22 protein-coding genes are annotated in these 22,444 nt (G+C 65.7%); 15 read left to right on the top strand and 7 right to left on the bottom strand.

Annotation, left to right across the window (positions count from 1 at the left end; translation table 11 throughout):
• Positions 1–5 precede the first annotated feature (5 nt).
• Complete coding sequence (locus tag BHD06_RS03055) at positions 6–1,049, bottom strand: MBL fold metallo-hydrolase (RefSeq protein ID WP_080455476.1); 1,044 nt, start codon at positions 1,047–1,049, stop codon at positions 6–8.
• Positions 1,049–2,767 (bottom strand): acyl-CoA dehydrogenase, encoded by a 1,719-nt coding sequence (locus BHD06_RS03060; protein ID WP_080455578.1) that lies wholly within the window; start codon positions 2,765–2,767, stop codon positions 1,049–1,051. The genes BHD06_RS03055 and BHD06_RS03060 overlap by 1 nt, the downstream gene beginning before the upstream one ends.
• Before the next feature lie 132 nt (positions 2,768–2,899).
• Here BHD06_RS03060 and BHD06_RS03065 point away from each other — a divergent pair, with 132 nt between their 5' ends.
• Positions 2,900–3,847: an L-threonylcarbamoyladenylate synthase gene (locus BHD06_RS03065; RefSeq protein WP_080455477.1), complete on the top strand. Its 948-nt coding sequence runs from the start codon at positions 2,900–2,902 to the stop codon at positions 3,845–3,847.
• Between the two features lie 63 nt (positions 3,848–3,910).
• On the opposite strand, the gene BHD06_RS03070 is transcribed toward BHD06_RS03065, so the two are convergent.
• Positions 3,911–4,240 carry an AzlD domain-containing protein gene (locus BHD06_RS03070; RefSeq protein WP_080455478.1) on the bottom strand — a complete coding sequence of 110 codons (330 nt, stop codon included), beginning with the start codon at positions 4,238–4,240 and terminating at the stop codon, positions 3,911–3,913.
• The gene (locus BHD06_RS03075; protein ID WP_080455479.1) at positions 4,237–4,956 is read right to left on the bottom strand and encodes an AzlC family ABC transporter permease; all 720 of its coding nucleotides are present in this window, start codon (positions 4,954–4,956) and stop codon (positions 4,237–4,239) included. Before BHD06_RS03075 ends, BHD06_RS03070 begins: the two co-directional genes overlap by 4 nt.
• A 56-nt stretch (positions 4,957–5,012) precedes the next feature.
• Between BHD06_RS03075 and BHD06_RS03080 the strand changes: the two genes are divergently transcribed.
• The 13 genes from BHD06_RS03080 to BHD06_RS03135 all read left to right on the top strand — a co-directional run bounded on the left by BHD06_RS03080 (position 5,013) and on the right by BHD06_RS03135 (position 17,993).
• On the top strand, positions 5,013–5,903 hold the full coding sequence (locus BHD06_RS03080; protein ID WP_080455480.1) for a formate dehydrogenase accessory sulfurtransferase FdhD: 891 nt from the start codon (positions 5,013–5,015) through the stop codon (positions 5,901–5,903).
• A complete protein-coding gene (gene mobA / locus BHD06_RS03085) occupies positions 5,900–6,532 on the top strand; it encodes a molybdenum cofactor guanylyltransferase MobA (protein ID WP_080455481.1) in 633 nt (210 codons plus the stop codon). Before BHD06_RS03080 ends, mobA begins: the two co-directional genes overlap by 4 nt.
• Complete coding sequence (mobB, locus tag BHD06_RS03090; RefSeq protein WP_080455482.1) at positions 6,529–7,020, top strand: molybdopterin-guanine dinucleotide biosynthesis protein B; 492 nt, start codon at positions 6,529–6,531, stop codon at positions 7,018–7,020. Before mobA ends, mobB begins: the two co-directional genes overlap by 4 nt.
• Positions 7,017–9,149: a gephyrin-like molybdotransferase Glp gene (glp, locus tag BHD06_RS03095; RefSeq protein WP_080455483.1), complete on the top strand. Its 2,133-nt coding sequence runs from the start codon at positions 7,017–7,019 to the stop codon at positions 9,147–9,149. The genes mobB and glp overlap by 4 nt, the downstream gene beginning before the upstream one ends.
• Entirely contained in the window at positions 9,146–9,322 is a 177-nt protein-coding gene (locus tag BHD06_RS24170; protein WP_254892286.1) for a hypothetical protein, read from the top strand. Before glp ends, BHD06_RS24170 begins: the two co-directional genes overlap by 4 nt.
• A gap of 223 nt (positions 9,323–9,545) precedes the next feature.
• The gene (locus tag BHD06_RS24175; protein ID WP_254892287.1) at positions 9,546–9,833 is read left to right on the top strand and encodes a hypothetical protein; all 288 of its coding nucleotides are present in this window, start codon (positions 9,546–9,548) and stop codon (positions 9,831–9,833) included.
• Between the two features lie 269 nt (positions 9,834–10,102).
• Positions 10,103–11,176: an MHYT domain-containing protein gene (locus BHD06_RS03105; RefSeq protein ID WP_080455484.1), complete on the top strand. Its 1,074-nt coding sequence runs from the start codon at positions 10,103–10,105 to the stop codon at positions 11,174–11,176.
• Positions 11,177–11,311: 135 nt separating this feature from the next.
• Positions 11,312–12,145 (top strand): xanthine dehydrogenase family protein subunit M, encoded by an 834-nt coding sequence (locus BHD06_RS03110; protein ID WP_080455485.1) that lies wholly within the window; start codon positions 11,312–11,314, stop codon positions 12,143–12,145.
• Between the two features lie 8 nt (positions 12,146–12,153).
• Positions 12,154–12,651: a (2Fe-2S)-binding protein gene (locus tag BHD06_RS03115; RefSeq protein WP_080455486.1), complete on the top strand. Its 498-nt coding sequence runs from the start codon at positions 12,154–12,156 to the stop codon at positions 12,649–12,651.
• On the top strand, positions 12,648–15,068 hold the full coding sequence (locus tag BHD06_RS03120) for an aerobic carbon-monoxide dehydrogenase large subunit (RefSeq protein WP_080455487.1): 2,421 nt from the start codon (positions 12,648–12,650) through the stop codon (positions 15,066–15,068). Before BHD06_RS03115 ends, BHD06_RS03120 begins: the two co-directional genes overlap by 4 nt.
• 45 nt (positions 15,069–15,113) lie before the next feature.
• The gene (locus BHD06_RS03125; protein WP_080455488.1) at positions 15,114–15,983 is read left to right on the top strand and encodes a MoxR family ATPase; all 870 of its coding nucleotides are present in this window, start codon (positions 15,114–15,116) and stop codon (positions 15,981–15,983) included.
• Positions 15,983–17,170, top strand: coding sequence for a VWA domain-containing protein (locus tag BHD06_RS03130; RefSeq protein WP_080455489.1), 1,188 nt, complete (start codon positions 15,983–15,985; stop codon positions 17,168–17,170). The genes BHD06_RS03125 and BHD06_RS03130 overlap by 1 nt, the downstream gene beginning before the upstream one ends.
• A 10-nt stretch (positions 17,171–17,180) precedes the next feature.
• Positions 17,181–17,993: an XdhC family protein gene (locus tag BHD06_RS03135; protein WP_080455490.1), complete on the top strand. Its 813-nt coding sequence runs from the start codon at positions 17,181–17,183 to the stop codon at positions 17,991–17,993.
• A gap of 39 nt (positions 17,994–18,032) precedes the next feature.
• On the opposite strand, the gene BHD06_RS03140 is transcribed toward BHD06_RS03135, so the two are convergent.
• Together BHD06_RS03140 and BHD06_RS03145 are read right to left on the bottom strand one after the other, a co-directional pair.
• Positions 18,033–20,237 carry an NADP-dependent isocitrate dehydrogenase gene (locus BHD06_RS03140; RefSeq protein ID WP_080455491.1) on the bottom strand — a complete coding sequence of 735 codons (2,205 nt, stop codon included), beginning with the start codon at positions 20,235–20,237 and terminating at the stop codon, positions 18,033–18,035.
• Positions 20,238–20,389: 152 nt separating this feature from the next.
• Positions 20,390–21,613: a multidrug effflux MFS transporter gene (locus tag BHD06_RS03145; RefSeq protein WP_080455492.1), complete on the bottom strand. Its 1,224-nt coding sequence runs from the start codon at positions 21,611–21,613 to the stop codon at positions 20,390–20,392.
• A 132-nt stretch (positions 21,614–21,745) separates the two neighbouring features.
• Here BHD06_RS03145 and BHD06_RS03150 point away from each other — a divergent pair, with 132 nt between their 5' ends.
• Positions 21,746–22,045 (top strand): hypothetical protein, encoded by a 300-nt coding sequence (locus tag BHD06_RS03150; RefSeq protein ID WP_139784616.1) that lies wholly within the window; start codon positions 21,746–21,748, stop codon positions 22,043–22,045.
• A gap of 6 nt (positions 22,046–22,051) precedes the next feature.
• Here BHD06_RS03150 and BHD06_RS03155 read toward each other — a convergent pair whose 3' ends face one another.
• Entirely contained in the window at positions 22,052–22,438 is a 387-nt protein-coding gene (locus BHD06_RS03155) for a potassium channel family protein (protein ID WP_080455494.1), read from the bottom strand.
• Between the last annotated feature and the right edge of the window lie 6 nt (positions 22,439–22,444).

Here is a 22,444-nt window from a genome sequence, read left to right on the forward strand (position 1 = left end):
CCCGGCTACTCGTCCTTGATCTGCCAGAGCCAAGCCTCGTCGGCGCGGCGCCAGCGGGTGACTTCGCCAGCGTGCAGCAAATGGTTGAGATGCGCAACGGCCTCGACCAGCGCGAGCCCATAGGTGCCCCGGTCGATGCGGCGCTTGAAGAGGAGCGCAAAGCAGTCGGCGGCGGTATGCGCTTCGGTGAGAAACACGCGCAACCGGTCGAGCGCGGCGTGGTGATTGCCGCTGAGTTGTGCCATGCGCAGGGGCAGGCCGGTGAAGGGCAGCTTGTGGCCCGGCAGTACCAGTTGATCGTCGCGGGCATGCACCGCCAGCTGGTCGCAGGCGGCCAGCCAGTCCGACAGCGGATCGGCCAATGGCTCGGTCGGGTAGACGCCGATATTGGGGCTGATGCCGGGCAGGATCTGATCGCCCGCGATGACCAGATTGTCGTCACGTGACCAGAGCGTGACATGTTCGGGCGCGTGCCCGCCGCCCATGCGCACATCCCAGTCGCGCCCGCCCGCGCGGATCACGTTGCCCTCTATCAACCTTGTATAGCCAACCGGGATCGGAGCGCAGATATCGGCGAAATTATAGGGGCGCTCATTCTTGCGGTGCTCATAGATCTCCGGGTCCATTCCGCCCGCGCGGGAAAAGGCAAGCGCCTGCGGGGTGGGGCGCTCCTCCTCGTCGAGGATCAGCAGACGCGCCAGAAGCCAGCTGGTGCGTGAGGCCCAGAGATCGGCTCCGAAGCGTTCCATGAACCAGCCCGCCATGCCGATATGGTCTGGGTGGTGATGGGTCAGGATCACGCGGGAGACGGGCTTGCCTTGCAAGGGCCCGGCCAGAATACCCTCCCACAGTGCGACGCTGCGTTTCGAATGAATGCCGGTGTCGATCAGCGTCCAGCTGTCGCCCTCGTCGAGCGCGTAGACATTTACGTGATCAAGCACCATCGGCAGCGGCAGGCGCAGCCAAAGCAGGCCGGGCGCGATCTCGGTCGCCGTGCCTTGGGCGGGCGGTTCGGGCCACGGGTGGCGGATATGCGCGCCGCCATCCATCAGGCTGCGAAATCCTCGGGCGTGAGCGCGTAGAGGTCCGCCGCCCCTGCCGTGGCATGCGCCAGATGCCCGGCATGATCGGGCAGGAGCCGGGTGATGTAGAAGCGGGCCAGCCTTGCGCGCGCGCCATCGCCGCCTTCGGCCTGCGCCGCCTTGAGGTGGAAATGCGCGCCGAGGATGCGGGCAAAGCCGCGCAGGTATGGGATCGCACCGGCAAAACGCTGTGTCATGTCATCCTGCGCCAACATCCAGTCGGTCGCCTCGCGGAGGCTCTCGGTCGCCTGCCAGACGGATTCGGCAAGGTCGGGCAGAGCGCTGCGCGCGGCCTCTGCCGCTGCCTGCATTTCGTCGATCAGGGCAAAGGCGGCCTCGCCCCCGTCCATCAGCTTGCGGCCCACCAGATCCATTGCCTGAATGCCGTTGGTGCCTTCGTAGATCGCGGTGACGCGCACGTCGCGCAGGTATTGCGCCGCGCCGGTTTCCTCAATGTAGCCCATGCCGCCATGCAGTTGCACACCGGTATTGGCCACGCCGATACCGGTCTCGGTGCCGCAGACTTTGGCAATGGGTGTCAGGAGTGCCGCGCGTGCGGCCCAGTGTTTGGCCCCCGTCGCCGTCTCCATGTCGATGGCCTGCGCGCAGGCGAGGGCGATGGCGCGGGCGGCGAAGATCTCGGATTTCATGCCGGCCAGCATGCGGCGCACATTGGCGTGGCCGATGATCGTGTCAGGATTGTCCGTGTCCGGGGTGCGGCCCTGCTTGCGGTCCTGCGCATAGGCGAGCGCGTGCTGAAAGGCCCCTTCGGCCACGCCGATGCCCTGACCGCCCACGCCGAGGCGGGCGTTGTTCATCATCGTGAACATGGCGCGCATGCCCTGATGCGCCTCGCCCACCAGCCAGCCGGTGGCACCGTCATATTGCATCACCGCCGTGGGGCTGCCATGCAGGCCCATTTTGTGCTCGAGGCTCACGACTTTGAGGCTGTTGGCGCGTCCCGGATTGCCCTCGGCGTCGGGAAGGAGCTTCGGCACCAGAAAGAGGCTGATCCCCTTGGTGCCCGGCACGCCGTCGGGCAGGCGGGCAAGCACGAGGTGACAGACATTCTCGGTGAAATCGTTGTCGCCCCAGGAGATATAGATCTTCTGCCCGGTGATCGCATAGGTGCCGTCGCCGTTATCCTCGGCGCGGGTGCGCAGCGCGCCCACATCCGAGCCCGCCTGCGGCTCGGTCAGGTTCATCGTGCCGGCCCATGTCCCGCTGACCAGCTTGGGCAGGTAGAGCGCCTTGAGCGCGTCCGAGGCGTGATGCTCCAGGGCCTCGATCTGGCCTTGCGTCATCAGCGGGGCCAGTTGCAGCGACAGGCAGGCCGAGGACATCATCTCGTTGACGGCGGTGGTCAGCGTCATCGGCAGGCCCATGCCGCCATGATCGGGATGCGCGCTGATCGATACCCAGCCCCCTTCGGCGATGGCGCGGTAACCCTCGGCATAGCCCGGCGGCGTGCGCACCACGCCGTTTTCCAGCCGCGCGGGATGCAGGTCACCGGCGCGTTGCAGCGGATAGAGTACTTCCTCGCTCATGCGTCCCGCCTCGGTGAGGATGGCGGCGGTCATGTCGGGCGTCGCCTCGGCGAAACGCTCGGTCGCCGTCACCTGATGAAGGCCTATGACGTGATCGAAGAGGAACTGATATTCTGACACCGGCGCGCGATAGGGCATGTCGATCATCCTTTCTGTTTCTGGCGCGGCTTGGCATCCGTTCTGAACGGCTGTAATCCCCGGCGCAGGGTCTAGAGTACCCCAAGGTGCCGGGACGACAACCAAAACGCCGCGTCAGGTCAGGGGACGTATATGCCAAATGCAACCGAATTATTGCAAGCCGATACTGCGGGATTTGACCGCGCTGCCGCGATCTGGCGTGCCGGTGGCCTTGTGGCGTTTCCGACTGAGACGGTTTACGGGCTTGGCGCGGATGCGCGCGACGATCTGGCGGTGGCGCGGATTTTCGAGGCCAAGGGGCGGCCGCGCTTCAACCCCTTGATCGTGCATGTCGAGAGCGCGGCGCGGGCGCGGGATTACGTCGCGTGGTCGGACACCGCCGAGATCGTGGCGAGCGCGTTCTGGCCGGGGCCGCTGACCCTGGTCCTGCCGCTGCGTGGGGGGGCGGGGCTGTCGCCGCTGGTCACCGCCGATCTGCCGACGCTGGCCATACGGGTGCCCGCGCATCCGGTGGCGCACGCGCTGTTGACCGAATTTGGCGGGCCGGTTGCGGCCCCCTCGGCCAACCCGTCGGGCCGGATCAGCCCCACGGAGGCGGCGCATGTGATGGCGGGCCTTGCAAGGCGGATCGAGGCGGTGGTCGATGGCGGGGCCTGTCCGGTAGGCGTGGAATCAACGATTCTGGGGCTGGAGGGCGAGCCGGTGCTTTTGCGCCCCGGCGGCGTGCCGGTCGAGGCGCTGGAGGCGGCATTGGGCCAGTCCATTGCCCGGCGCGCCGAGGGCGCGGCGCTGAGCGCGCCGGGGCAGATGCGGTCGCATTATGCGCCGGGCGCGCGAGTGCGGCTTGGGGCGGATGCTCCGCGCCCGGGCGAGGTGATGCTGGGCTTTGGCCCGGTCGAGGCCGATCTCAATCTGTCGCGGGCGGGCGATCTGACCGAGGCTGCGGCCCATCTCTTTCATCATCTGCACGCGCTTGACGCGATGGGGGCCGAGGGCATCGCCGTCTCGCCCATCCCCGAGACCGGGCTGGGGCGGGCAATCAACGACCGGCTGCGGCGCGCGGCGGCCCCGAAAGAGTAGGGGGCGCTGCCCCCGTCGCGCCGGGCGCGACTCCCCCGGAATATTTTTGGCAAGATGAAGCCGTCAGCCGAGGAGGGCGAGACCGCCATAGAGCGTGACCCCGCCGAGGACGATGGCGGCGATCACGTTGCGCAGGAAATAGCCTGCGGCGAGGGTGACGAGGGCGGCAGCCATGCGCGGGGCATCAAGGCTGTCGCCGGTTGCGGCGGGCCAGACCACGAGGGGGGCCACCAGCCCCGGCAGGACCGCCACGGCCGTGTAGCGCAGGTGGCGCAGCAGCCACGGCGGCAGGGGACGGTTGCCCACCAGCCCGGTGAAGACGAAGCGCAGTCCGAAGCTGCCGAGGCCAAGGCCGATGATCACGAACCAGAGGTCTGCGGTTTCGATATTCATTGGCGGGCCGCCTTGCGCTGTTCGAGCCAAAGTTCGGCCTGCGCGCCGGTCATCATGCCGACAACGCCTGCGACCAGCAGCCCGAGATTATAGGGCAGAAAGGCGAAGACGAGGGCGGTGACGACCGAGATCAGAGCCGCCAATACATGGGCAGGCGTGCGCAGCATCGGACCGATCATCGCGAGAAACGTGATCGGCAGGGCGAAATCGAGCGCAAGACCCTGCGGGATCGAGGTGCCGACCAGCGCGCCGATGAATGTGAAGAGATACCAGAGCGGGCAGATCGGCGTGACCACCCCGAAGAAATAGGCCAATCGCTGCGTGATGCTCCAGCCCGGGTTGCGCTCGAAGGCGGTGATGGCGCAGGCATAGCTCTGATCCACCGTGAAATAGGCGGCAACCGCGCGCTGGCCGAGCGTGGCCTCGCCGATCCACGGGGTGAGCGAGGCCGAATACATCGCCATGCGCAGGTTGACCGCGAGCGCCGAGACGAGCGCGATCAGCGTGGGCGCGCCGTCGGTCAGCAGTTGCAGCGCGGTGAACTGTGCGGCGCCTGCGATGACCAAAACCGAAAAGCTCATGGTTTCCAGCATGTTGAGCCCGGCCTCGGTCGCGACCACGCCAAATAGTAGCGAGAACGGCACGATCACGAGGATGAAGGGTGCGCCGTCGCGCACGCCTTGCCAATAGGTCGATTTGGTGGTTTGAGTTGGCACCGTCCGCCCCCGAGTTGTCGCCTGTCCCGACACCGCCTATCCAATGCAAGGAGGAGATGCAATTGGCCCAGAGCGATGACCTGTCCGGTTACGTGATCGCGCCGGACCCCGCCGCGCCGCGCCTGACGCGCGCGGTCGAGGGGGTGGACCATGAGGGCGCACGCGCGAGCATCTCGGTGGTTGAGGAGCGCCCGCTGACGATCTTTCTGAACGGGCAGGAGATCGTGACGGCGATGACCATCGGCGATTATCCCGAATATCTGGCGCTGGGGTTTCTGCGCAATCAGGGGATGCTGGCGACTGGCGAGGTGGTGCGCGGGGTCGATTACGACGAGGATCTTGAGACCGTCGTGGTGCGCACCGATGGGCAGACCAGCTATGAGGAAAAGCTCAAGAAGAAGACCCGCACGAGTGGCTGTGCCGTGGGCACGGTCTTTGGCGACATGATGGAGGGGCTGGAGGGTGTGCGCCTGCCTGAGGTCGAGGTGAAGACCTCGGACCTCTATGCGCTGGCCGCCAAGATCAACCGCACCCCGTCGCTATACCTCGAGGCCGGGGCGATTCATGGTACGGTGCTGTGTCAGGGCGCGCGGCCGCTGGTCTATATGGAGGATGTGGGCCGTCACAATGCGGTGGACAAGATCGCGGGCTGGATGCTCAGCGAGGGTGCCGCGGCAGATGACAAGACCCTGTACACCACCGGGCGGCTGACCTCGGAAATGGTGATCAAGACCGCGATGATGGGCATTCCGGTGCTGGCCTCGCGCTCGGGCTTTACCGCCTGGGGGGTGGAGATCGCGCGTCAGGTGGGGCTAACGCTGATCGGCCGGATGCGCGGGCGGCGGTTCGTCTGCCTTGCGGGAGAGGAGCGGGTTTTGCGCGATGCGGACCCCGCAAGCGTGGCCGAAGAAAGCCCCAAGCATCGCCGCAAGAGTGCCGACGGATGACCGCGCCTTTCGGAGTGATCCTTGCCGGTGGGCAGGCCACGCGGATGGGCGGTGGCGACAAGGGGCTGTTGGCGTTGGGAGAGGGAGTGATTCTCGATCATGTGCTCGCGCGGCTTGGCCCTCAGGTGGGCGCGCTGGCGCTCAATGCCAATGGCACCCCGGAGCGATTCGCGCGGTTCGGCCTGCCGGTGCTGCCCGACCCGATTGCCGATTATCCCGGGCCGCTGGCAGGGGTGCTCGCCGGGCTCGACTGGGCGGCGGGCGAGGGGGCCGAGGCAATCGTGACGGTGGCCGCCGATACGCCGTTCTTTCCCTGTAATCTGGTGGTGCGGCTGCAAGAGGCGGCGGCAGGCATGGCGCATCCGCTGGTCCTCGCCGCCACGCCGCGCGGGGAGGAAGAGACCAAATCCATGAGCCGGGGCGGTCAGGTGCGGCATCCCACATTCGGGTTATGGCCGGTGGCGCTGCGCGACGATCTGCGCGCGGCGTTGATGGACGGCTTGCGCAAGGTCGTGCTGTGGACGGATAGGCACGGCGGACGCGAGGCGCTATTTGAGGACGGGGATGCTTTCTTCAACGTCAACACGCCCGAGGATCTGGCCGAGGCGCAGCAGAGGGCAGGGGCATGAGATTATACGGCGTGACCGGTTGGAAGAATGCCGGCAAGACCGGGCTGATGGAACGGCTGGTGGCCGAGATTACCGGGCGGGGGTATACCGTCTCGACTGTCAAACACGCGCATCACACGTTCGACGTGGATCATTCGGGCAAGGACAGCCATCGCCACCGGGTCGCGGGGGCGCGCGAGGTGATGCTCGCGTCGCGCAACCGCTTTGCCCTGATGCACGAGCTGCGCGAGACGGGGGAGCCATCCCTAGAGCTGCTGTTGCAAAAGCTGAGCCCGGTCGATCTGGTGCTGGTCGAAGGCTACAAGCGCGACCGCCACCCCAAGATCGAGGCATTTCGCGCCGAGACGGGCAACGCGCTGATCGCGCCCGGCGATCCGACGATCCGCGCGGTGGCGAGCGATGTGGCGCTCGATCTGGACCGTCCGGTGTTCGATCTGAATGATACGATGGGGATCGCGGATTTCATATTGGCAGAGGTGGGGCTGTGACGGGATTCGACACAGTCCTTGTGGTGGATTGGTCGGCGGCGTGCAAACGTGCATCTCAGACACCTTCCAAGGATGCCATATGGCTGGGTCTTGTGAGGGAGGGTGAACCGCAGGAGCCGATCTATTGCCGCAGCCGGATTGAGGCGGAGGCCTGCATCGCCGCGTTGTTCGAGCAGGAGATGAAAGCCGGGCGGTGCGTGCTGGCCGCCTTCGATTTTCCTTTCGGTTATCCGCGCGGCTTTGCGCGGGCGATCACCGGATCGGTTGATCCTTTGCTGCTGTGGGACTGGCTGGCCGCGCGGATAGAGGACTCCGGGCAAGGCGCGAATAATCGCTTTGATGTGGCCGAGAAGATGAACGCCGCCTTCGACGGCCCTGGCCCGTTCTGGGGCAAGACGCATCGGGACCGCTGGCCGGGCATTCCCTATCGAAAGACGGGTATCCTTTACGATGAGGTTCCGGAGAAGCGGACCTGCGACCGTATTGCGCGCACGTCTAGCAGTTGCTTTCAACTCTGCTACAGTCCCACCGTTGGCAGTCAAATGCTGATGGGAGTGCCGATGCTGTCACGGCTGCGACGGATGGAGGGGGTCGCCGTCTGGCCGTTCGAGCATTGGCGGACGGCGCGCGTTGTGCTGGCCGAAATCTGGCCGGGCACGATTGAGCGCGTGGTCAGGCAGGCGGTGGCGCAACGTGGTCCCGGGGCGATCCGGGACCGGGAACAGGTGAGGCTGCTATCGCTTGCGCTGTCGCGTTTGCCCGATGCAAGGCTTGGGGACATGATGATGGACCTGCCGTCTGAGGCGGCAGAGGAAGGCTGGGTGCTGGGTGTCGGCTATGAGGAGGACCTGATGCGCGCCTGCGACGATCAGTTGAAGCCGCCGCCTCTGCGCGACGATTGTTTTGCGCTGCCTGCGGGCGTGGACTGGACGCCGGTGGGCGACGCGCTGGCGCTGCTGCGCGCGCGGTTGCGCGCGGTGGTGGGGCAGGAGGTTGTGCCGCTCGGGCAGGCGGCGGGGCGGGTGCTGGCCGGGCCAGTCGTGGCGCAGCGGGCGAACCCGCCCGAGGCCAATACGGCGGTGGATGGCTATGGCTTTGCCGATGACAGTCTTGGCGAGGGCGATCAGGTTCTGCCGCTGGTCGACGGACGTGCGGCGGCAGGGGTGCCCTATCCGGGCGCGGTGCCGCCGGGGCATGCAGTGCGGGTTTTGACCGGTGCGGCGCTGCCGGAGGGTGTCGATACGGTGATCCTGCAAGAAGATGTGACGCTCGGTGAGGGCCGTATCGCCTTTCGCGGCGGGCTGAAGACCGGGGCCAACACGCGCCGTGCGGGCGAAGATGTGGAGGCGGGCGCGACCGTGCTGGAGGCGGGGCGCGTGCTGACGCCTGCCGATCTCGCGCTTTGTGCGGCTGTCGGGCTGGCTGATTTGCCGGTGTTCGGACGGTTGCGCGTGGCGGTCATCTCTACGGGCGACGAGTTGGTTGAGCCGGGAGAGACGGCGCGCGCGGGGCAGATCTATGACGCCAACCGTCCGATGCTGACGGCGCTGGTGGGGCAGATGGGATACGATGTCGTGGACCTTGGCCGGGTGGCCGATGACCGGGCGGCCTTGCGCGCCGCGCTTGATCGGGGTGCGCGGCAGGCGGATGTGATCCTGACCTCGGGCGGTGCCTCCTCGGGGGATGAAGATCACGTCTCGGCGCTTTTGAACGAGGCGGGGGCGATGGCGGAGTGGCGGATTGCGCTCAAGCCGGGGCGACCTCTGGCATTGGGCATGTGGGGCGGCGCGCCTGTCTTTGGCCTGCCGGGCAATCCGGTCGCAGCGCTCGTTTGCACGCTGATCTTCGCGCGGCCCGCGATGGCGGTTCTGTCGGGGGCGGGCTGGCACGCGCCGCAGGGCTTTGATGTGCCCGCCGGTTTCGAGAAGCGCAAGAAACCGGGACGCCGCGAATACCTGCGCGCGCGCATCCGGGAGGGCCGCGCCGAGGTGTTCAGATCCGAAGGCTCGGGCCGGATCAGCGGGCTTAGCTGGGCAGAAGGGTTGGTGGAACTGCCCGATGGGCCTGCGGAAATTCGGCCTGGCGACGCGGTACGCTACATTCCCTTCACGAGTTTCATCGGCCCATGACGCGGCTGCTCTTACCTAGCGCGACGGGCACCATCGGACGCGCGGTGGTGGTCTCGGCATTGGCGGCAGGCTACAAGGTGGATTGCGTGTTGCGATCCCATCACGCGAATGGTGGGCATGGATTGGCCAAGGGCGCGCATCTGCATTTCGGCACCGTGGCGCAGGCGCGGTAATCTTCTGCATGGCATCGCGGCGCGTCCGCCGATGCCTGGGCCGTTGATCACGTGGCGCGGGTGGCGGGTGCCACGCATTTCGTGGTCTTCTCGGCGATCTGTGTGCAGCGCCCGCCTCTGGAATTTCAGCGCGCCAAGCTGGCGGCGGAGGCGACGCTGGCTGCCTCGGGGCTACGGGATTCGATCATTCGTCTGACGGCGTTCTTTAAGTCTCTGCGGGCAGTTGGGCCGGCTGCGCGCGGGCAAACCCTTCCTCGTGTCTGGCGACGGACGGTTGACCGCGTGCGAGCCGGTGAGCGACGACAATCTTGCGCGCTACATGCTGGGCTGTCCGGGCGATCCGTTGCTGTGGAACCGGGTCCTGCCCATCGGTGGCCCGGGCACCGTGATCACCCAATTCGAGCAGGGCGGGATGCTGTTTCGCGCGCTGGAGATGACGCCGAATTTCCGCCATGTGCCCCTGCGGTTGATGGACGGGATCGTGGCAGGGCTGATCTTCGGGGGTGGTTGAACCCGCGCCTTGAGGCCAAGGTGCAGTTGTCGCGGATCGGGCGTTATTACGCGACCCGATCCATGCTGGCCCTTGACCCCGCGACCGGACGCTATGACGCCGATGCCACGCCCGAGACGGGGCGTGTGGCGAGGTCACGCTGGGGCGGGGCGATCACGCGGTGTTCTAAGGTCGTCACGCCATCACGTCAGCGTGCTGGTGTGGTATGGAAATTGCGCCGTTGCGCGCACCTTGCTAGGCTATGCAGGCAGGGCCGGGGGATCACGCAAGTGCTCGACTATTCGCATAATCCGTGGCTGGTTGCTGCGTCTCTGGCCGTGGCGCTGATGGCCGGGTTTACCGGGCTGTCGCTGACGCGCGGCGCGTCGCATCTCGACGAGGGGCGGCGCAAGCTGGTGGTGGCGCTGGCCGCCATGGTGCTGGGCGGCGGCATCTGGTCGATGCATTTCGTGGCCATGCTGGGCCTGCAACTGCCGATCCTTTTTTATTATGACGCGCTGATCACACTGATCTCGGCGCTGGCTGCAATCCTGATGGTGGGTCTTGCGCTCTTGCTGCTGCATTTCCGCAGGCGCACGCCAGGCGTGATCCTTGGCGCGGGAGTGATCGTGGGGCTAGGGATTGTGGTGATGCATTACATCGGCATGGCGGGGATGCAGATTTGCCGCGCGGTGTCGGGGCCGGTGCAGGTGGTGAGTGCGACGCTTGCCTCGGTGATCCTTTCATCGCTGGCGATCTGGGTGGCCTATGACGCGCGCACGCATCGCAACATCCTGCTCGGCACGGTCTGCTTCGGCTGCGCGGTCTTCGCGGTGCATTTCGTGGCCATAGCTCTCACTGGTTTCGTCGCGACGGATCAGGCAGGCGGGGCGGGGCCGGTGCTCGACAATCGCATTCTGGCGATGGGGGTCACGGTGTCGGTGTTCCTGATCTGCGGCGCGTTCCTGCTGACCGGGGTAACCTTCCTGAAACCCGCAGAGGCACCGCGCGTGTCGGTGCCCCCAACACCCTCCGCGCGCCTGCCTTATGAGCGCGATGGGCAGACCCATTTTGCCGATGCCGCCGCCGTCGCCGCGATCCGTGCCGAGGGGCATTACACGGTGCTCTATCAGGGCGAGGACAAGCTCTTTTGCCCCTGGTCGATCACCGAGGCCGAGGCGAGGATGATCCCTGCGGGATTCCTGCGGGTGCATCGAAGCTACCTGGTCAACCCGGTACATGTCTCGCGCTTTGAGCGGCACAAGGACAACGGCACCTGCTATTTCGAGACGGTGGCCGCGCTCTCCAAGGTGCCGATCAGCCGCTCGCGCCTGACGGCGATCCGCGAGGCATTGGGCCTTTGATCGCGATTCGTGCAGCCATTTCGCATTTCGTGAAATGAACCGCGCGAACTGTTCCCCTTGATTTGAGTGCGTTCGGGCATCGGCGCTTGATACCCATGGCCGGTCTGGAGTGACGGGCCGCAGGGAGGACATCACATGATACCAGCCGGGTTCGAGTATCACCGGCCGACCGATATCGCGTCGGCCATCGGAATTTTGCAACAGCATGGAGACGAGGCACGGGTGATCGCGGGCGGCCACAGCCTTATTCCGATGATGAAGCTGCGCATGGCCGATCTGGCGCATCTGGTGGATTTGCAGGCCATCGACGATCTGCGCGACATTGAGATTGCCGGGGGTGAGGCACGTATCGGCGCGATGGTCACGCAGCACGAGTTGATTACGCATGAGGGGCTGGCCGGGGTGCTGCCAATCCTGCGCGAGGCCGCGTTGCAGATCGCCGATCCGCAGGTGCGCTATCTGGGGACGGTGGGCGGCAATGTTGCCAATGGCGATCCGGGCAATGACATGCCGGGGCTGATGCAATGCGTGGATGCACGGTTCGAGTTGGTGGGGCCGGAGGGCACACGCGAGGTGGCGGCGCGCGCGTTCTACGAGGCGGCCTATTTCACCGCGCGGGGTGACGAGGAAATTCTCACGCAGATCCGTATCCCGCTGCCCGTGCAGGGTACGGGTTATGCCTATGAAAAGCAAAAGCGCAAGATCGGAGACTATGCCACGGCGGCGACGGCGGTGCTGATCGGGAATGGCACAGCCTCGGTCGCGATGACCAACCTGGCGGATACGCCGATCTGGTCCGAGGACGCGGGCACGGCACTGGCGGGTGGCGATGTCGAGGGTGCGGTCGCGGCCATGCTGGGCGCGATCGAGCCGATGGCCGACAATCGCGGACCGGCCGCGTTCAAGAAACATGTGGCGGGTGTGCTCCTGCGCCGTGCCATCGAGCGGGCGCAACAGCGCGCCGGTTGAGGGAGGGGATGATGACGAAAATGCATGTGAAACTGAACGTGAACGGTCGCGCGGTCGAGGGGCTGGCCGAGCCACGGACGCTGCTTATTCATTTTCTGCGGGAAAACCTGCGCATCACTGGCCCGCATATCGGCTGCGAAACCAGCCATTGCGGCGCCTGCACCGTGGACATGGACGGCAGGTCGGTCAAATCCTGCACCGTCTTCGTGGCGCAGGCCGACGGGGCTGAGATCACCACCGTCGAGGGGCTGGTGAACGAGGATGGCAGCCTGGGCGTGATCCAGGAAATGTTCCGCGAGCATCACGGGCTGCAATGCGGCTTCTGCACGCCGGGGATGATCACCCGCGCGCATCGCCTGTTGCAAGAGAACCCGACGCCCACCGAGGAAGAGGTGCGGTTTGGCATGGCCGGGAACCTGTGCCGCTGCACCGGCTATCAGAACATCGTCAAGGCGATCCTGGCCTCCGCCGAGATGCTCAATGCCCAGAAGGAGGCCGCGGAATGAAGGACGACGTCGCAACCCCCGAAGACCGCAGCGCCAGCCTCAAGGGGATGGGCTCTTCGCGCAAGCGCGTGGAGGATGTCCGCTTTACCCAGGGCAAGGGCAATTACGTGGACGATATCCGTATGGACGGCATGCTGTTCGGTGATTTCGTGCGCTCGCCCTATGCCCATGCGCGCATCACCCGGATCGACGCAGAGGCGGCCAAGGCCGTGCCCGGCGTCATCGCCGTGCTGACCGCCGCCGATCTGGAGCCGCTGGGTCTGCATTGGATGCCGACCCTGGCGGGCGACAAGCAGATGGTGCTGGCCGATGGCAAGGTGCTTTATCAGGGGCAGGAGGTGGCCTTTGTCGTGGCCGAGGACCGCTATATCGCTGCCGATGCGGTGGAGCTGGTGGAGGTCGAATACGAGGAACTACCTGTCGTGGTCGATCCGTTCAAGGCGCTGGAGCCGGACGCGCCGGTGCTGCGCGAGGATCTGGAAGGCCAGACCGAGGGCGCGCATGGGCCGCGCCGCCATCACAATCATATCTTCACATGGGAGCAGGGCGACAAGGACGCCACCGAGGCGGTGCTTTCGGAGGCCGATGTCGTGGCCGAGGAGATGGTCTATTACCACCGCACCCATCCCTGCCCGCTGGAGACCTGCGGCTGTGTCGCGAGCATGGACAAGGTCACCGGCAAGCTGACCGTCTGGGGCACCTTTCAGGCGCCGCATGCTGTCCGCACGGTGGTGTCGCTGATCTCCGGCATCGCAGAACACAACATCCGCATCATCTCGCCCGATATCGGCGGCGGCTTTGGCAACAAGGTGGGGGTCTATCCGGGCTATGTCTGTTCGGTCGTGGCCTCGATCGTCACCGGCAAGCCGGTCAAGTGGGTCGAGGACCGGATGGACAACCTGATGACCACCGCCTTTGCCCGCGACTACTGGATGCAGGGCAAGATCGCAGCGACGAAAGAGGGTCGGATCACCGGGCTCTGGTGCCACACCACCGCCGATCACGGTGGCTTCGATGCCTGCGCCGATCCGACCAAGTTTCCGGCGGGGTTCATGAATATCTGCACCGGCAGCTATGACATCCCGGTGGCTTACCTGGCAGTCGATGGCGTCTATACCAACAAGGCACCGGGGGGCGTGGCCTATCGCTGTTCGTTCCGCGTGACCGAGGCCGCCTATTTCATCGAGCGGATGGTCGAGGTGCTGGCAATCAAGCTGGGGATGGATGCCGCCGAGTTGCGGCGGATCAACTTCATCCGCGCCGATCAGTTCCCCTATCAGTCAGCCCTTGGCTGGGAATATGACAGCGGCGATTATCACACGGCGTGGGACAAGGCGCTGACGGCCGTCAATTACGACGCACTGCGCGCCGAACAGGCGCAGCGGCTGGAGGACTTCAAGGCTGGCAAGACGCGACGGCTCATCGGCATCGGCCTCACGCATTTCACCGAGATCGTCGGCGCGGGGCCGGTGAAGAATTGCGATATTCTTGGCCTTGGCATGTTCGATAGTTGCGAGATCCGCATTCACCCCACCGGCAGCGCCATCGCACGCCTTGGCACGATCAGTCAGGGGCAGGGGCATGCCACGACCTTCGCGCAGATCATCGCCTCGGAGATCGGTATTCCCGCAGATGACATCACGCTGGAGGAGGGCGACACCGACACGGCACCTTATGGCCTCGGCACCTATGGCTCGCGCTCGACCCCCGTGGCGGGGGCGGCGACGGCGATGGCCGCGCGCAAGATCCGCGCCAAGGCACAGATGATCGCGGCCTATCTGCTGGAAGTGCATGACGACGACGTGGAATTCGATGTCGACCGGTTCGCGGTCAAGGGCGCGCCGGAGCGGTTCAAGAGCATGAAAGAAATCGCCTTTGCGGCCTATAACCAGGCCATCCCGGGGCTGGAGCCGGGGCTGGAGGCGGTGAGTTACTACGATCCGCCCAACATGACCTACCCGTTCGGGGCCTATATCTGCGTGATGGAGTTCGACGTGGACACCGGCGAGCACGAGGTGCGGCAGTTCTATGCGCTCGACGATTGCGGCACCCGGATCAACCCGATGATCATCGAGGGGCAGGTGCATGGCGGTGCCACCGAGGGTTACGCCATCGCCATGGGGCAGGAGATCGTCTATGACGAGATGGGCAACGTGATGACCGGCACGCTGATGGATTTCTTCCTGCCGACCGCCTGGGAGACGCCGCATTACACCACCGATCACACCGTCACCCCTTCGCCGCATCATCCCATTGGCGCCAAGGGCGTGGGCGAGAGCCCGAATGTCGGATCGGTGCCGTGCTTTTCCAATGCGGTGCATGATGCGTTCCGGCCCTTTGGCCTGACGCAGAGCCATATGCCGCATGACCATTGGCGGATCTGGCGCATCGCGAATGAGCTGGGTCTGCATGGCTGAGCGCGGGATGTGAGTATTTCGGGAACGGTGAACGAGGGGGCCGGGATGCAGGATTGGCGCGAGATGCAGGAGGCGATGGCGGGGCAGGGCTATGTCGCGAGTGAGCGGCTGGCGATGGCGCTGCATCTGGCCCGGCGCATGGGCCGTCCGCTCTTGCTGGAGGGTCCGGCGGGCGTGGGGAAGACGGAAGTGGCAAAGGCGCTGGCTGGCCTGCGCGAGGCGCGGCTCATCCGACTGCAATGCTATGAGGGGCTCGATGCCGGGCAGACGATATATGAATGGAACTACCAGCGGCAATTGCTGGCCATTCGTGCGGCGGATGCGCACGGCGGCGTCGACGAGGCGGCGCTTTTTTCAGAGACCTACCTGCTCAAGCGGCCCTTGCTGGAGGCGATTTCGCAGGACGTGGCCCCGGTGCTGCTGATCGACGAGATCGACCGCGCCGACGAGGAATTCGAAGCCTATCTGCTGGAAGTGCTGTCGGATTTCCAGATCACCATCCCGGAACTGGGCACGATTTCCGCGCGCGCCCGCCCGGTGGTGATCCTGACCGCAAATGGCACGCGCGACCTGTCCGACGCGCTCCGGCGGCGGTGCCTTTATTCCTATCTCGACTTTCCCGATCGCGAGACCGAACTCGCGATCCTGCGCGCGCGCATGCCGGGGCTGGAGGCGCGGCTGGCGGCGCAGATCGTGGGCGTGGTGCAGGCGCTGCGGCGCGAGGAGTTGGAGAAGGTACCGGGGGTTGCCGAGATGCTCGACTGGGCGGCGGCGCTGTCGGGGCTGGGGGTGAACGACCTTTCACAATCGCCCGAGGCGGTGCAGGCGACGCTGGTCTGCCTTTTGAAAACCGCCGCTGATCACGATGCCGCACCGCCCGAGGTGATGGACCGGCTGATCGGTCGGGTGGCGTGATGCGCGTCACACGCTTTGCCGCGCGGGCGGGGGGAATGGCCGACCGGATGGCGGATTTCGTGGCGCATCTGCGGGAAAATGGCATGACGGTGGGCGCACCCGATACCGGCGCGGCGCTGGAGGCATTGGCGCAGGTGCAGGCAAGCGCACCGGAGGAGGCGCGCGCGGCCCTCGCCGCCGTGCTGGCGCGCGATGCCGAGGGCTGGCGGCGTTTCGACGATCTGTTTGACGCCTTCTGGTTCAATGCCGGACGCACCCGGCAGGACCGTGCCGACAATACCCATATGCGGGTGCAATCGGCGCGCCCGATTCTGTGGCACAGCCATCTGGAGGATCAGGGCGGCGGCGTGCCGGATCAGGCCGAGGCCGATGTGCCGGACACGGGCGAGGACGCGGCCGAGGGCCGCGACGGGCGGCTGATGGCCACGAAGAGCGAGGCGCGTGGCCGCCGCGACCTGCGCGAGGTGATGGACGAAAGCACCCTGCGCGAGGCCGAGCGCGTGGCGGCAAACCTCGCCCGCGCGATCCGCGACCGGACCTCGCGCAGGCGCAAGCGCGCGCGGCGCGGCGGCGCGATTGATCTGCGCCGGGTGCAGCGCGCGAGCCTTGCGCGCGGTGGCGAACCGATGGAGCTGTTTCACCACCGCCGCCCGCCGCGCCCGATGCGGATCGTGGCGCTGTGCGACGTGAGCGGCTCGATGAGCGTGCACGCGCGGGTGTTCCTGGCTTTTCTGCGCGGGCTGGTGGGGCAGGATATGCGCACCGATGCTTATCTCTTTCACACGAGGCTGATGCGGGTGACCGATGCGCTGCGCGACCATGATTCCTTGCGCGCCGCGAGCCGCTTGTCGCTGATGGCCGAGGGATTCGGCGGTGGCACGGATATTTCAGGCACCCTGGAGGCGTTTCTGGATGGGTATGGCGCGCGGGCCCTGGGCGGGCGCACGGTGGTGCTGATCCTCTCGGATGGCTATTGCACGCAATCGACCGAGGCACTGGCGGCGGTGCTGGCGCGGCTGCGGCGCAAGGCGCGGCGCATTGTCTGGCTTAACCCCTTGGGTGGCTGGCGCGAACACGTGCCGGTGGCGCGGGCAATGGCGGCGGCGCAGCCCTATCTCGATGCGCATCTTCCTGCCGGAAGTCTCGCGGCTCTGGCTGCCCTAGAGGCGGAATTCGCACGGATCTGAGGAGGGGCCGATGGCAGGATTCGACATATTCGAGGAAATCGAGCGGCTGCGCCAGGCGGGTGCGCCGTTCTGCGTGGCGACCGTCATCCGCACCGCCGATGCGACCTCGGCCAAGGCCGGGGCCAAGGCGGCGGTCACCGGCGCGGGCGAGATCGTCGGCCACCTTGGCGGGGCCTGCGTGCAGCGCGCGGTGCGCGCGGCCTCGACCGAGGCGCTCAGCGCGGGTGCGCCCCGGCTCATTTCCGTGCGCCCGTCAGAGAAGGTGGTGAATCTCGGCCGTGAAGCGGAGATACAGCTTTTCAAGAGCGGGTGTCCGTCAGGTGGCACGGTGGACCTGTTGATCGAGCCATGGCGCGCGGCACCCTGGCTGATGATCTATGGCGCGACCCCGATCGCACGGGCACTGGCGGAACATGGTGCTTTGATGGGGTTTCGTGTGATGATGGAGCCAGGGGCTGAGGCCGGGCAGGCCGAGGTTGCGCGGCTCGCAGAGGGGCACCCCCCCACGCTCGCGCCGCGCGATTTCGTCGTCATCGCCTCGCAGGGCAAGGGTGACATGGCGGCGCTGCATTCGGCGCTGGCAACGCCGGCGGGGCGGGTGACGATGGTTGCGAGCTGTCGCAAGGCCGAGGTGCTGCGCGAAAAGCTGGCCGCGCAGGGCGTCGACGCGGCGCGGCTCGCGGTGCTCAAATCGCCTGCCGGGCTGAATATCGGTGCGGTTGAGCCGTATGAGATCGCGCTGTCGATCCTGGCCGAAATCGTAGCCTGGAAGAACGCCGGTGCCACGCCGGAAAGGCAGAGGCAGGACGCCGCGCCGCGGTAACGCCGGGGCACGGGGCCGGATGATCCGGCCCCGGTTGTTTTACCCGATGATCGCGTTGAGCGTGACCGAGGGCCGCATCACCGCCGCGAGTTTTTCCGCGTCCGGCTTGTAATAGCCGCCAATGTCCGCCGGGCTGCCTTGGGCAGCGGCCAGTTCGCCGATGATCTTGGTTTCGTTCTCGGCGAGCGCCGTGGCGACAGGGCCGAATTCCTCGGCCAGTGCGGCATCGTCGGATTGCGCCGCCAGCGCCTCGGCCCAGTAGCGGGCGAACCAGTAGTGGCTGTCGCGGTTGTCGGGCTCGCCGACCTTGCGGCTGGGCGAACGCCCGTGATCGAGGATGCCTTGCGTCGCGGCCTCGACCGCCTCGCCCAGCACGCGCGCGCGGGCGTTGTCATGGGTCTCGGCGAGGAACTTGAGGCTTTCGCCAAGCGCGCAGAATTCGCCCAGACTGTCCCACCGCAGGTGGTTCTCTTCCTGCAACTGCTGCACGTGCTTGGGGGCCGATCCGCCGGCGCCGGTCTCGAACAGCCCGCCGCCATTCATCAGTTTGACGATGGAGAGCATCTTGGCCGAGGTGGCAAGCTCCAGGATCGGGAAAAGGTCGGTCAGGTAGTCGCGCAGTACGTTGCCGGTGATCGCGATGGTGTTCTCGCCCTTGGTGATCGTTTCCAGCGAGGCGCGCGTCGCTTCGCGCGGGGCCATGATCTCGAATTTGTCTGCAACACCAGCAGATTCGAGGATTGGTTTCACGTAAGAGATCAACTCCGCGTCATGGGCGCGGCTCTCATCCAGCCAGAAGATCGCGCGATAGCCCGTCGCCTTTTGACGCGCGATGGCCAGGTTGACCCAATCCTCGATCGGGGCCTTGCGGGCCGAGGCCGAGCGCCAGATATCCCCTGCCGCAACACTGTGTTCGTGCAGGACGGTGCCATCGTCGAGGACCATCCTGACGGTGCCGCCTTCGGGGATCTCGAAGGTGGTCGGATGGCTGCCGTATTCCTCGGCCTTCTGCGCCATAAGGCCGATATTCTGCACCGTGCCTGCGGTGGCGGGGTCGAGTTTGCCATTCGCCTTGAAAAAGCTGATCGCCTCGTCATAGACGGTGGCATAGCTGCTGTCGGGGATGACGCAGACCGCGTCATGTTCCTTGTTGTCGGGGCCCCAGCCCTTGCCTCCACCCCGGATGAGCGCGGGCATCGAGGCGTCGATGATCACGTCCGAGGGCACATGCAGGTTGGTGATGCCACGGTCGGAATTCACCATATACATCGCCGGACGGTCGGCCATGCAGGCGTCGATGGCCTTGAGGATCTCGGGCTTGTCCTTGACGCGCTCCAACAGGTCGCCGAGGCCTGCATTGGGCGACACACCGAGCGATTTCATCTCGTCGCCGTATTGCTCAAAGACGGGCGCGAGGAACTGCCGTACCGCGTGACCAAAGATGATCGGGTCGGAGACCTTCATCATCGTGGCTTTCATATGCAGCGAGAAAAGGATGCCCTCGGATTTGGTTTTTTCGATCTCCTCGGCGAGGAAGGCGTCAAGCGCCTTGGCGCTCATATAGGTGGCATCCACAACGGTGCCCGCCGGATAGCTGAGCCCGTCCTTGAGCACGGTTTCTCCGCCTGCTGTCTCCAGCACGATCTTGGCGCCGCTATCCTTGGGCAGGGTGGCCGATTTCTCGTTGGCGAAGAAGTCACCCGCGCCCATCGTGGCGACGCGCGTCTTGCTGTCGCGCGACCAGTCACCCATGCGGTGCGGGTTGTTCTGCGCGAATGACTTGACGGCGGCAGCGGCGCGGCGGTCGGAATTTCCCTCGCGCAGCACCGGGTTCACGGCAGAGCCCTTGAGCGTGTTATAGCGCGCGCGGGCGGCTTTCTCGTCCTCGGTCTTGGCATCATAGGGGTAATCGGGCAGGGCGTAGCCCTGACCCTGCAATTCCTTGATCGCGGCCACCAGCTGCGGCTCTGAAGCGGAGACATTGGGCAGCTTGATCACGTTCGCGCCGGGCGTTTTGACAAGTTCGCCCAGTTTGGCCAGATCGTCAGCCACGCGCTGATCCTCGGTCAGATGATCTGGGAAAGCGGCGAGGATGCGACCGGCAAGCGAGATGTCGCGGGTATCAACCGAGATACCGGCGGCGGAGGCAAAGCGGCGGATGATCGGCAACAGCGAGGCGGAGGCGAGTTCCGGGGCCTCGTCGACCTTGGTGTAGACGATATCGGGAGTCGAGGTATTGGCCATCTGGTGGGTCCTTTCCGATCTGGGTGTGGGCGGGGACGCGGGCGGTATTCACGCTGCGCGACTCGCTGGAATTGCCGCTGTCTTAGCGGAAAAACCGACTTTGTAAAAGATAGTATGCGACGGTATACAAAATAAATCTACGTCAGCCTGCGTCAGACAATCTCAGTCATTCGCGTCTTGTGCCGATGCATCAGCACACAGCCCGCCAGCACCGCGCCCAACACGCCCAGATGTGCGGGCATTGGCGTGCCGTTGAATTGCAGACCGATGGGAACGGCAATCGCCACGCTGCCCACCGTGGCGATGGCGCCGGTCACGCTGGCGGCCATGCCTGCGATGGCACCCATCGGGGCCATGGCGAGCGCGTTGAGATTGCCGAGCGTGAGACCCGCCTGAAAGAACACCGATGTCTGCCAGATTACGAACACGCCGAATTGTTCATTGGGTGGCAGTCCGATCTGCCACAGCACGATGGCGGCAAGTGAGAGCGCGATCTGCGCGGTCAGCGCCGCGCTCACCATCCGTTCCATCCCCAGTCGCATGACGAGGCGCGAGTTGAGAAAGCTGCCCGACCCTGCGATCAAGGCCATAAGGAAGAACCAGTAGGGAAAGCTGTCGGCACGGTGGAACACCTCGTCGAAGATCGGTTGCACCATGCTGAGCGAGGTGAAAAGCGTGATCATGCACAACATTTGCACCGCGATGGCGGTGCGGGTGACGGGATGGGCGAGCACCTCGTGCAGGGCGGCCCGAAGGGGGGCCGCGCGGAACGGGCGGCGGGCCTCGCGCGGCAGCGGTTCGGGCAGGCGCAACATCATCCAGAGCGACAGGATCGTGGCAAAGAGGATGAACGCGCCAAACACCCCGCGCCAGCCCGCCACGGAGATCACGCCCGCGCCCAAAAGCGGGGCCATGGCTGGGGTGAGGGCAAAGACCATCATCACGAAGGACATCAGCCGCGCCATGTTGCGCCCGGCATATAGGTCGCGGATGATCGCGATGGAAACGATGCGGAAGGCCGCCGCCCCCAGCCCTTGGATCGCGCGGGCCGCGAGCAGGGTCTCCAGGCTGGGCGCCACCATCGCAAGCGCCGCTCCGACGATGTAGATCGCGGCCCCGCCGAGGATCACCCCCTTGCGCCCGAAACTGTCCGAGAGCGGCCCCGACACGAAGGTGCCCAGCCCCAGCCCCAGTAGAAACGCTGTGATGATGAGCTGCGCGCGATTGGGGGCCTCGGGGGTGAGTGCTTGGGCGATATGCGGCAGGCCCGGCAGCATGGCGTCGATGGAAAAGGCCACGGTGGCGGTCATCATCGCCATCAGCGCGATGAATTCCGGCCGCTTGAGCGGGCGGGCAGGGGCAATCGGGCCGGGCATGCACTATCCTTGATCGCGGTTTCTGTCGCGGCTTAGCACGGGGGGCGCGGTGTGACCAGATGACGCTTCGTCAATACCCGAGTAAATAAATAAGAAAATCGTGTGCGAACGGTATCTGGAAGGACTCGGAACATGAAACTTGCTGTGTTTCACTCTCTCGGCCTTGCGATGTTGATCTCGACCGGAGCCGTGGTGGTGCAGGTCGAACAGGTCGAGACGGTTGATGGGCGCATGACTTATTCGCATTTCGCGCAGACGGTTGAGCATGCCGATCTCGCCGTTTGTCCCTCCGGTGTCGATCCGGAGACGCAGTTCTGTCGGCGGACGGTCGCCGCCGAGCGCGGGCATGTCTTCGTCTTCGACCTGGAGGGCGATCAAGTCCTGTGGGCGATCAGGTCCAATGATCTGGCCGGAGGGCGTCCCGCATTCTGACCGCAGTTACGGGGGCAGGGCATCCTCGTTCGCGGATGCACCGTCCTCGCTTTCGGGCGTGGACTCCGCGCTCGTAGGTGCATGCCGGTGATGTATCAGGCGGGTAAACAGCCATTCTGTATGTTCCTCGCGCTTGCGCACGGCAAAGGAGCCGAATTGCTGGATCGCGACGGCAAAGACGCCGAGGCCGGCCAGGATGAAGACGGTGGTGCCGATCTTGCCTACCACGGTCACCGGCACGAGGCTGCCATACCCCACCGTCGAGAGCGTCACGACGGTGAAGAAATAGCTGTCGAGCCAGGACCAGCCTTCGACATGGCGAAAGAATACCGTGCCGCCCGCTATCATCAGCGCGAGCATGGCCAGAAGGGTGAGGGCCTTCAAACGGTGCATCGCGGC

Source organism: Roseovarius sp. A-2, from assembly GCF_002072155.1.
Taxonomy (GTDB): Bacteria; Pseudomonadota; Alphaproteobacteria; order Rhodobacterales; family Rhodobacteraceae; genus Roseovarius.